Here is an 8639-nt window from a genome sequence, read left to right on the forward strand (position 1 = left end):
CTCCCGGTCACGTCACGTTCGCATCACGGGCTCTTCATATCCCTCACAGGGCACGAGCCCTCCAGTAGCTTCGTCACCCTCGTACCAAGCACACGCAATCGCCCGATCTGGGGGACTCTTCACCATGCACCCGTTCCGCACCTCCGCCGCCGCGGTCCTCGCCGCACTCGCCCTGGCCGCCGTACCGGCCACCGCCGAGGCCCACGACGGCAGTCACCCGTTCAAGAACTGCACCGAGGCGTACGACAACGGGTACAGCGACATCGCCAAGGGCGACGACCACTACGGCAAGCACCTGGACCGCGACGACGACGGCATCGGCTGCGACCAGCCGCCCGCGGACTTCAAGCCCCACGAGGACGACGTGGAGGCCGAGGAGGGCACGGAAGCCGGCAACACCGGATCCGACGGCGAAGAGCAGGGCGGCGGCACCGACCTCGCCGAGACCGGCGGCGGCGACGCCACGCCGTACATCGCGGCCGGCGGTGCCGCCGTCGTCCTCCTGGGCGGCGGCGTGATGATCGCGGCCCGCAGGCGCCGCGACGACGCCCGCTGACGCCGTTCCGCGCGAGGACCGGCTCCCCGGCTCACAAGGACAGCAGCAGGGAGTCGGTCTTCCCCTGCCGGCGGCGCACATGTCCGCGCCGCCCGGCGAGGACCGCCATCAGCGTCCACGCCACGAGCCCGGCGACCAGACCGTTCAGCCGCCCCGCGGCGTCCACCTCGTCCGCCTGCTCCATGGGCGCCACCCCCTCCGGGTCGCGGAGGACGTCGAGCCGGTCGCCCACGTCAAGACCCGAGCCGTCACCGTTGTAGGTGAGCCGTTCCTCCAGTTCCTCCCCGTCCGCCGTGCGCAGCGTGAACCGGTGGTTGTCGCCGCCCGTCTCGTCCACACTGTCCGCCACGATCACCACGCTCTCCCGCACCCCGCGCACCTCCAGCGCCGCCTCGGGCGCGTACTGGACGGCCCCGACGAGGACGAACAGCCCGGGCACGAACGACAGCAGGGCGATCCACCCCGCGCGGTGCAGAAGCATCAGCAGGAGGACGAACGCCAGGCACAGCACGACCCCCACGGCGATGGGCACCCACACCCACCGCAGTGCCAGGTAGGACGCCCCCGCGGTGACGGCCGCGGCGGCCCACCCGAAGAGCACCACCCCGACCGTGCGCCGGAACGACCGCCAGGGGTCGACGGCGTACCCGCCCATGGCGCTCAGCGGCCTGATGCTGCTCCTGCGTATCCGAAACGGCACCGCGTCCCCCGTGTTCCCCGCCGTGGCGGCTGTGTGCGTCCGGCACGGGACACTACATCGGGACCCGCCGTCGAAGGACGACGGCCCGAGCAAGCACCTCCGGGGCCCCGCCCCGACCCGGCAGTGGTTCGCCGCACGTGTGCGGGGTGTTGGTCTCGGAGTGCCGCTGCTCGACCGGAGGCCGGTCGTGAATGCCCCACGTCGGGCGGGCCCCGGGGAGCATCCGGACGGGAAGAGCGGCAGGCGCCGGCCCGGGTCGTGATCCGGCTGGACACGAGACCTGGGACGGAGGTGCCCCCTTCCACGGGCTTACATCCAACTACCGCTGCAGAATGACGAGTTCGGATTACACGGCAACCTACCGTTCGGTGTCGTGAACATAAACCGCCGTACCACCGTCCTCACACTGCTCGGCCTGTCGTCGACCCTCGCGTTCCGGGGCGCGGGTGCCGCCGCGGCCGCCCCCGCGCCCGTCCCATCCGCCCGGAGAACGGCGGAAGCGGGGGTCGAGCTGCCGCGGCCCGCGGGCCGGTACGCGGTCGGGACACAGACGCTGCACCTGTCCGATCACCGGCGCCGCGACCCGTGGGTGCCCTCGGCACACAGGGAGCTGATGGTGTCGGTGCACTATCCCGCCCACGCCGGAAGCAGCGCTCCGGCGGCCTACACGACGGAGGAGGAGGCCCGGCTGCTGCTGGAGGCACGAGGCCTTGCCGGGGTCGTGTCCGCCGCGACCGTCAGCGGTGTGCGTACCCACGCCCGCGTGGACGCCCGCCCCGTGTACGGCCGCTTCCCGCTGGTGCTGCTCTCACCGGGCTTCTCGATGCCGCGCAGCACGCTCACCACTCTGGCGGACGACCTGGCGAGCCGGGGGTACGTCGTCGCCGCCGTGGACCACGCCCATGAGTCCGTCGGTACGGCCTTCCCCGGCGGACGCGTGCTCACCTGCCTCGCGTGCGAGCGGGTCGCCACGGACGTGGAGCGGGCGCAGGTGGCCGCGGGCCGAGCGCAGGACCTCTCCTTCGTCATCGACTGGTTGACGACGCTTCGAGCACCGTCCAGGACGATCCAGGGGCGGACGAGTTTTCCGTTTGCGCTCATGGTCGACCCTCGGCGGACCGGGGTGGCGGGACACTCCATCGGCGGCGCGGCCGCCGCTGCGGTCATGCAGCGCGATCGGCGTGTGCGGGCCGGCGTGAACCTGGACGGCAACTTCTTCGCCCCGCTCGCCGGATCGGGTCCGGGCGGGCGCCCGTTCATGATGATGGGCGCCTCCGCCACCCACAGCCCTGCGAGCCCGGGGAGCGACTGGCGGGAGGCCTGGACCCGCCTGGACGGCTGGAAGCGCTGGCTGACGGTCGCCGGGGCCGAACACTTCACCTTCACGGACCTACCGGTCCTGGCCGACCGACTGGGTCTGTCCGATCCCGCCGCGCCGCTCTCGGGCGAGCGCGCGTGGCAGCTCACGCGCGACTACACGGCCGCCTTCTTCGACACGCACCTGCGCGGCATGGCACGCCCCTTGCTCGACGGCCCCACGGCCGACCGGCCGGAGGTCTCGTTTCCTCGGCTGTGACAGGCGCGGCCGCACCGGCCTCCTCCTCGAAGACGACCGGCTCGTCGCCCGGCTCGCGGAGGACGAGGTCCTGCCGGCGGTCGGCTGCCGGACGGCCGGGACCCGCTTGCAGAACGGGTCCGCCCACGGACCCTTCCGCAGGGAGGAGCGGACCCTCCGTCGTCGAACCCGTCATCGATCACCTCGGATCCGATGGGATCGACGGCGCCCGGGTGTGGTCCCGCACACCGGCCTCGTTCCAGGCAGCCGGGCGGCGCCGGCAAGTCCTGGCCCGGGGCCCCGTCAGCCAGGGGCGAGGCGGCTGAGGTGCTCCCAGGACCGGTACAGATCCGCTTGGGCCCGGCCCATCTCCAGGACGTGGTCGAAGGACTGGCTGCCGACTATCAGCCGTCGGGGCGGGTCCGGCAGTGCGGCCAACTCCATGACGACCGGGGCGGCGGTGTCCGGCTCCGGGGCGACGGCATCGCCCCACATCTCCTCCATCTCGGCGCGCAGGGGCTGATACCGCGCCAGGGGTTCGGTGTTCGTGGTGCCTGCGGTGAACAGGCCGGTGTTGTAGCCGCCCATCTGCACGATGGTGACCCTGATGCCGAACCCCTCGACCTCCATCGCCAGTGCCTCGCTGACCGAGTCCAGTGCGGCCTTGCCCGCACCGTAGTAGCCGACGGTGGCCATGCCGCCGCCGCTGCCCATCGAGGTGATCTGGAGGAGCCGTCCCCCGCCCTGGGCCCGCAGGTGGGGAAGGACCGCCTGAGCCACCCACACGGCACCGAAGAAGTTCACGTCCATATGCGCCCGGATCTGCTCCTCCGTAGCCTCCTCCACCATGCCGTAGAGCATTCCGCCGGCGTTGTTGACGACGACGTCCAGCCTCCCGAACGCGGCCGCCGCCCGCGCCACCCCGTCGAACACGCCCTGGCGGTCGGCGACGTCCAAAGGCAGCGGGACCAGGTGGTCGGGGTACTTCTCGGCCAGTTCCGCCAGGGGCCCGACGTTGCGGGCGGCAGCCACCACGCGGTCGCCGCCCGCCAGGGCGGCCTCGGCGAAAGCCCTGCCCAGGCCACGGGACGCTCCGGTGATGAGCCAGACTCTCGCGTCCGTCACGATTCCCCACTCTCAGTAAAGGAAACGACTCGTCTCGTTTCGTTTCAAACGTAGAGCATCGCCTCGAGTTCATCAATACGGATCGTCTCGTTTCGCTCCGCGGATAGGCTGGACGCATGTCCAACGAGAAGGGGCCGGACCACTCCCGGCGCAGGGAACGGTCCCGGCAGGCGATCCTCGCGGCCACCCGCGCCCTGGTCGCAGAGGAGGCGTACGAGAAGGTCACGGTCGAAGCCATCGCCGCCCGTGCCGGCGTCGGCAAGCAGACGATCTACCGGCGGTGGCCGTCGAAGAGTGCGGTCGTCTTCGCCGCCCTGCTGGCCCTGAGCGAGGATGAGGACGGGCAGTCGGTCACGCTGCCGGACACGGGCGACCTCGAGGCCGACCTCAAGCTCGTCATGCGAGCCACGGCGGAGGAGTTCGCCGACCCGTCCTTCGACAGGCTGATCCGCGCCCTCAACACCGAGATCGCCAACGACGCCGCGCTGGCGGCCGAGTACCGCGAGAAGCTGGCCCGGCCGCTGGACGAGGCGAAGAAGGCACGCCTGCGCAGTGCCCAGGAGGCCGGCCAGCTCGACTCCGGCGCCGACCTCGACCTGGCCCTCGAAATGCTCTACGCCCCCCTCTTCCAGCGGTGGCTGCACCGCAGCGGTCCGCTGACCACCGCATACGCCGACTCGCTCGTCGACGCGACCCTCAGAGCTTTCGGTCCCTGGACGGGTGGGGGTCCGCGCCCGCAGAGCTCGGCCCGGTCGGCTCCCGCCTCCTGAGCGCCCGTCACCGGGCGTTCCGGCACGCGGACACAGGTGGTGGCTCCGGGGCCGGACGGCGACGGGCTGCCCGGCGGGGACAGCGTGTGACGGCCGTGTCCACCGGGGACCCCATCGGAGGAGCCGGCGCCCGGGCCCCCTGCCGGTCGAGACGCACCGGCTGACGGTCCGGCACGGCGGCCGAAGGATCGCGGTCGCCGCCGACGGCGACCAGGCCTCCGTCAGAGGGCTGCTGCGCCTCCCCGAAGCGCTGCGGGACGCCCTCACCCCGACGGGCGCGTGGTCACCTCGGCACTGACCGGCGCCACCATCACCGAAGCGCCGGGAATCTCCCCGTCTTCCGGGCCTCCAGGTACTTGAAGCGGGCACAGAAGACGACGAGTCGGTTCCGCTGCTCGCTCCTGTACTCGTTGGCGGTCGCCTCACGCGGGTGCCGGTCCGTCTTCTGCCGAAGGGCGGGCCCCCCGCACAGGGGCCCGCCCTTCTTCGTGGTCCGGAGCCGTCGCCGATCGGTGAGGGTGGTCGGGTGACAGACGACGGCTCCGGGGCTCGACTCGCCCTGTGAGGGCTACCGGTGGTCGCTGCCCGTCGACGTGACGGCCGCGCGGCCGGCTTCCAGGCGGGCGACCGGGATGCGGAACGGGGAGCAGGAGACGTAGTCCAGGCCGACCTCGTGGAAGAAGTGGACCGACTCCGGGTCGCCGCCGTGCTCGCCGCAGACGCCGAGCTTCAGGTCGGGGCGGGTGGCGCGGCCGGCCTTCGCGGCGGCGGCGACGAGCGAGCCCACGCCGTCCTTGTCGATCGTCTCGAACGGCGACACCCCGAAGATGCCCTTCTCCAGGTACGCCGTGAAGAACGAGGCCTCCACGTCGTCGCGGGAGAAGCCCCACACCGTCTGGGTGAGGTCGTTCGTGCCGAAGGAGAAGAACTCCGCCGCCTCGGCGATCTGGCCGGCGGTCAGCGCGGCGCGCGGCAGCTCGATCATCGTGCCGATGGCGAGCTTGAGCGAGGTGCCGGTGGCCTGCTCGACCTCGGCGATGACCTGGTCGGCCTCCTCGCGGACGATCTCCAGCTCCTGGACCGTGCCGACCAGCGGGATCATGATCTCCGCGCGCGGGTCGCACTTGGCCGCCCGGCGCTCGGCCGCCGCCTCCGCGATGGCCCGCACCTGCATGGTGAACAGGCCGGGGATGACCAGGCCGAGGCGGACACCGCGCAGGCCCAGCATCGGGTTCTGCTCGTGCAGCCGGTGCACGGCCTGGAGCAGGCGCAGCTCGTTCTCGTGCGGCTCCTGCCGGGACTCGGCGAGGGCGACGCGGACCGACAGCTCGGTGATGTCGGGCAGGAACTCGTGCAGCGGCGGGTCGAGCAGGCGGATGGTGACCGGGAGGCCGTCCATCGCCTCGAAGAGTTCCACGAAGTCCCGCTTCTGGAGCGGGAGCAGGGCCTTCAGGGACTCCTCGCGCTCGGCCTCGGTGTCGGCGAGGATCAGGCGTTCGACCAGTTCGCGGCGGTCGCCGAGGAACATGTGCTCGGTGCGGCACAGGCCGATGCCCTGGGCTCCGAAGCGCCGCGCCCGCAGCGCGTCCTCGGCGTTGTCGGCGTTGGCCCGCACCCGCAGCCGGCGCTTGCGGTCGGCGAAGGCCATCATCCGGTGCACGGCCTCGACCAGCTCGTCGGCGTCGTCGGCGCCCGGGTGCATCCGGCCCTCGAAGTACTCCACGACCGGGGACGGGACCACCGGGACCTCGCCCAGGTAGACCTTGCCGGAGGAGCCGTCGATGGAGACGACGTCGCCCTCCTCGACGACCTGCCCGCCGGGGACCGTCATCCGGCGGCGCTTGGTGTCGACCTCCAGCTCCTCCGCGCCGCAGACACAGGTCTTGCCCATGCCGCGCGCGACCACGGCCGCGTGGGAGGTCTTGCCGCCGCGCGAGGTGAGGATGCCCTCGGCGGCGATCATGCCGTCCAGGTCGTCGGGGTTGGTCTCGCGACGGATCAGGATGACCTTCTCGCCGGAACGCGACCACTTCACGGCGGTGTACGAGTCGAAGACCGCCTTGCCGACCGCCGCGCCCGGCGAGGCCGCGATGCCCCGCCCGACCTGCTCGACCTTGGCGTCCTCGTCGAAGCGGGGGAACATGAGCTGGGCGAGCTGGGCGCCGTTGACGCGGGTGAGCGCCTCGGCCTCGTCGATCAGGCCCTGGTCGACGAGCTGCGTGGCGATGCGGAAGGCCGCGCCCGCCGTGCGCTTGCCGACGCGGGTCTGGAGCATCCAGAGCTGGCCGCGCTCGATGGTGAACTCGATGTCGCAGAGGTCCTTGTAGTGGTTCTCCAGCGTCTCCATGATCTGCATGAGCTGGTCGTACGACTTCTTGTCGATCGACTCCAGCTCCGCGAGCGGCACGGTGTTGCGGATGCCCGCGACCACGTCCTCGCCCTGCGCGTTCTGCAGGTAGTCGCCGTAGACGCCCTGGTGGCCGGAGGCGGGGTCGCGGGTGAAGGCGACGCCGGTGCCGGAGTCGGGGCCGAGGTTGCCGAAGACCATGGAGCAGACGTTGACGGCCGTGCCGAGGTCGTGCGGGATGCGCTCCTGGCGGCGGTAGAGCTTGGCGCGGTCGCCGTTCCAGGAGTCGAAGACCGCCTTGATGGCGAGGTCCATCTGCTCGCGCGGGTCCTGCGGGAAGTCCCGGCCGGCCTCGGTCTTGACGATCTTCTTGAACTTGGTGACGAGCTTCTTGAGGTCGGCCGCCTCCAGCTCGGTGTCGACGGTGACCTTCTTGGCCGCCTTCGCCGCCTCCAGCGCGTCCTCGAACAGCTCGCCGTCGACGCCGAGGACGGTCTTGCCGAACATCTGGATGAGGCGCCGGTAGGAGTCCCACGCGAACCGGTCGTCGCCGGCCTGCGCGGCCAGGCCCTGCACGGACCTGTCGGAGAGGCCGATGTTGAGGACGGTGTCCATCATGCCCGGCATGGAGAACTTCGCCCCGGAGCGGACCGACACGAGGAGGGGGTTGTCGGCCTGGCCGAGCTTCTTGCCCATCGTCGCTTCGAGGGCGTCGAGGTGCGCACTCACCTCGTCACGCAGTGCCGCCGGCTCCTCGCCACTGTCGAGGTAGGTCTTGCACGCCTCGGTGGTGATGGTGAAGCCGGGCGGAACGGGAAGGCCCAGGTTGGTCATCTCGGCGAGGTTGGCACCCTTGCCGCCCAGCAGGTCCTTCAGGTCCTTGTTGCCCTCGGTGAAGTCGTAAACGAACTTCGTTACGTGGGGATCTTTGTTTTCCGACACGGGTCTCGACTCCTCGAGGACGCGGTGGCTGCCCTGACGGCGAGAATGTACCCAGATCAAAGGCTTCTGGGTACGTCCACTTGTGCGTCATGCGCCCGTAACCAGTCGTCCGCCAGCGGATCGAAAGTCAAAGCTTGGCAAGCCGTGGCGGCCGAATGTTTTCACTTCTCGAACGCACAACCCTTCCCGCCCACTCTTGAGCGCTCACATGAGCGGCAATCGCCACGTCTGATTTCGCTCGATGAACGATCAAGAGATGGCACTGAGTGCCATCCTTTGAGAAGTGCAGTCGCCCAAGATCCGCTCATCTGAGCGCAACCCTTATCAAGGGTGGCGAGAATCACGCTGCCACAGCGGACCGGGTTCCACCATGCGGACCGGGTGAACACACCGTCGCCGCCGCCCGTACGGAAGGACGGCGGACCCGGACCCCCACGCCGGGTCCGCCTCCCACCGGGCTCGGTACGGAAGGAACCTCCGGGTTGCCTGTCTTCACACGCCTGCTCGTCCCGCGCGTCCGCACACGCCTGCGCGGCGCGCGGGACGCGCACCCCGCCGCCGCCCGCGCCCTCCGCCGGACGGTCCACGTCCTCGCCGCCGCCCTCGTCGTCGGCGCCCTCCTGATGCCGAACACCGCGCCGGGG

General features: G+C 71.1%; 6 protein-coding genes. 3 read left to right on the forward strand and 3 right to left on the reverse strand.

Annotated features, from left to right (window positions below):
* Window positions 1-124: 124 nt before the first annotated feature.
* Window positions 125-556 (forward strand): excalibur calcium-binding domain-containing protein, encoded by a 432-nt coding sequence (locus B7767_RS28670; RefSeq protein ID WP_085574701.1) that lies wholly within the window; start codon window positions 125-127, stop codon window positions 554-556.
* Between the two features lie 31 nt (window positions 557-587).
* Here the strand turns inward: B7767_RS28670 and B7767_RS28675 are convergent, their stop codons facing one another.
* Window positions 588-1256 (reverse strand): hypothetical protein, encoded by a 669-nt coding sequence (locus B7767_RS28675; protein ID WP_256923606.1) that lies wholly within the window; start codon window positions 1254-1256, stop codon window positions 588-590.
* 373 nt (window positions 1257-1629) lie between these two features.
* On the opposite strand from B7767_RS28675, the gene B7767_RS28680 reads away from it, so the two are divergent.
* Window positions 1630-2832, forward strand: coding sequence for an alpha/beta hydrolase (locus B7767_RS28680; RefSeq protein ID WP_085574703.1), 1203 nt, complete (start codon window positions 1630-1632; stop codon window positions 2830-2832).
* Between the two features lie 282 nt (window positions 2833-3114).
* Here B7767_RS28680 and B7767_RS28685 read toward each other — a convergent pair whose 3' ends face one another.
* Window positions 3115-3936 carry an SDR family NAD(P)-dependent oxidoreductase gene (locus B7767_RS28685; RefSeq protein WP_085574704.1) on the reverse strand — a complete coding sequence of 274 codons (822 nt, stop codon included), beginning with the start codon at window positions 3934-3936 and terminating at the stop codon, window positions 3115-3117.
* 116 nt (window positions 3937-4052) lie between these two features.
* Between B7767_RS28685 and B7767_RS28690 the strand changes: the two genes are divergently transcribed.
* The gene (locus B7767_RS28690) at window positions 4053-4706 is read left to right on the forward strand and encodes a TetR/AcrR family transcriptional regulator (RefSeq protein WP_085574705.1); all 654 of its coding nucleotides are present in this window, start codon (window positions 4053-4055) and stop codon (window positions 4704-4706) included.
* 568 nt (window positions 4707-5274) lie between these two features.
* Here B7767_RS28690 and ppdK read toward each other — a convergent pair.
* Window positions 5275-7995, reverse strand: a complete 2721-nt coding sequence (ppdK, locus tag B7767_RS28695) for a pyruvate, phosphate dikinase (RefSeq protein WP_085574706.1) — start codon at window positions 7993-7995, stop codon at window positions 5275-5277.
* Window positions 7996-8639 lie beyond the last annotated feature (644 nt).

Origin of the sequence: Streptomyces sp. 13-12-16 (assembly GCF_002114215.1) — a bacterium.
GTDB lineage: Bacteria > Actinomycetota > Actinomycetes > Streptomycetales > Streptomycetaceae > Streptomyces.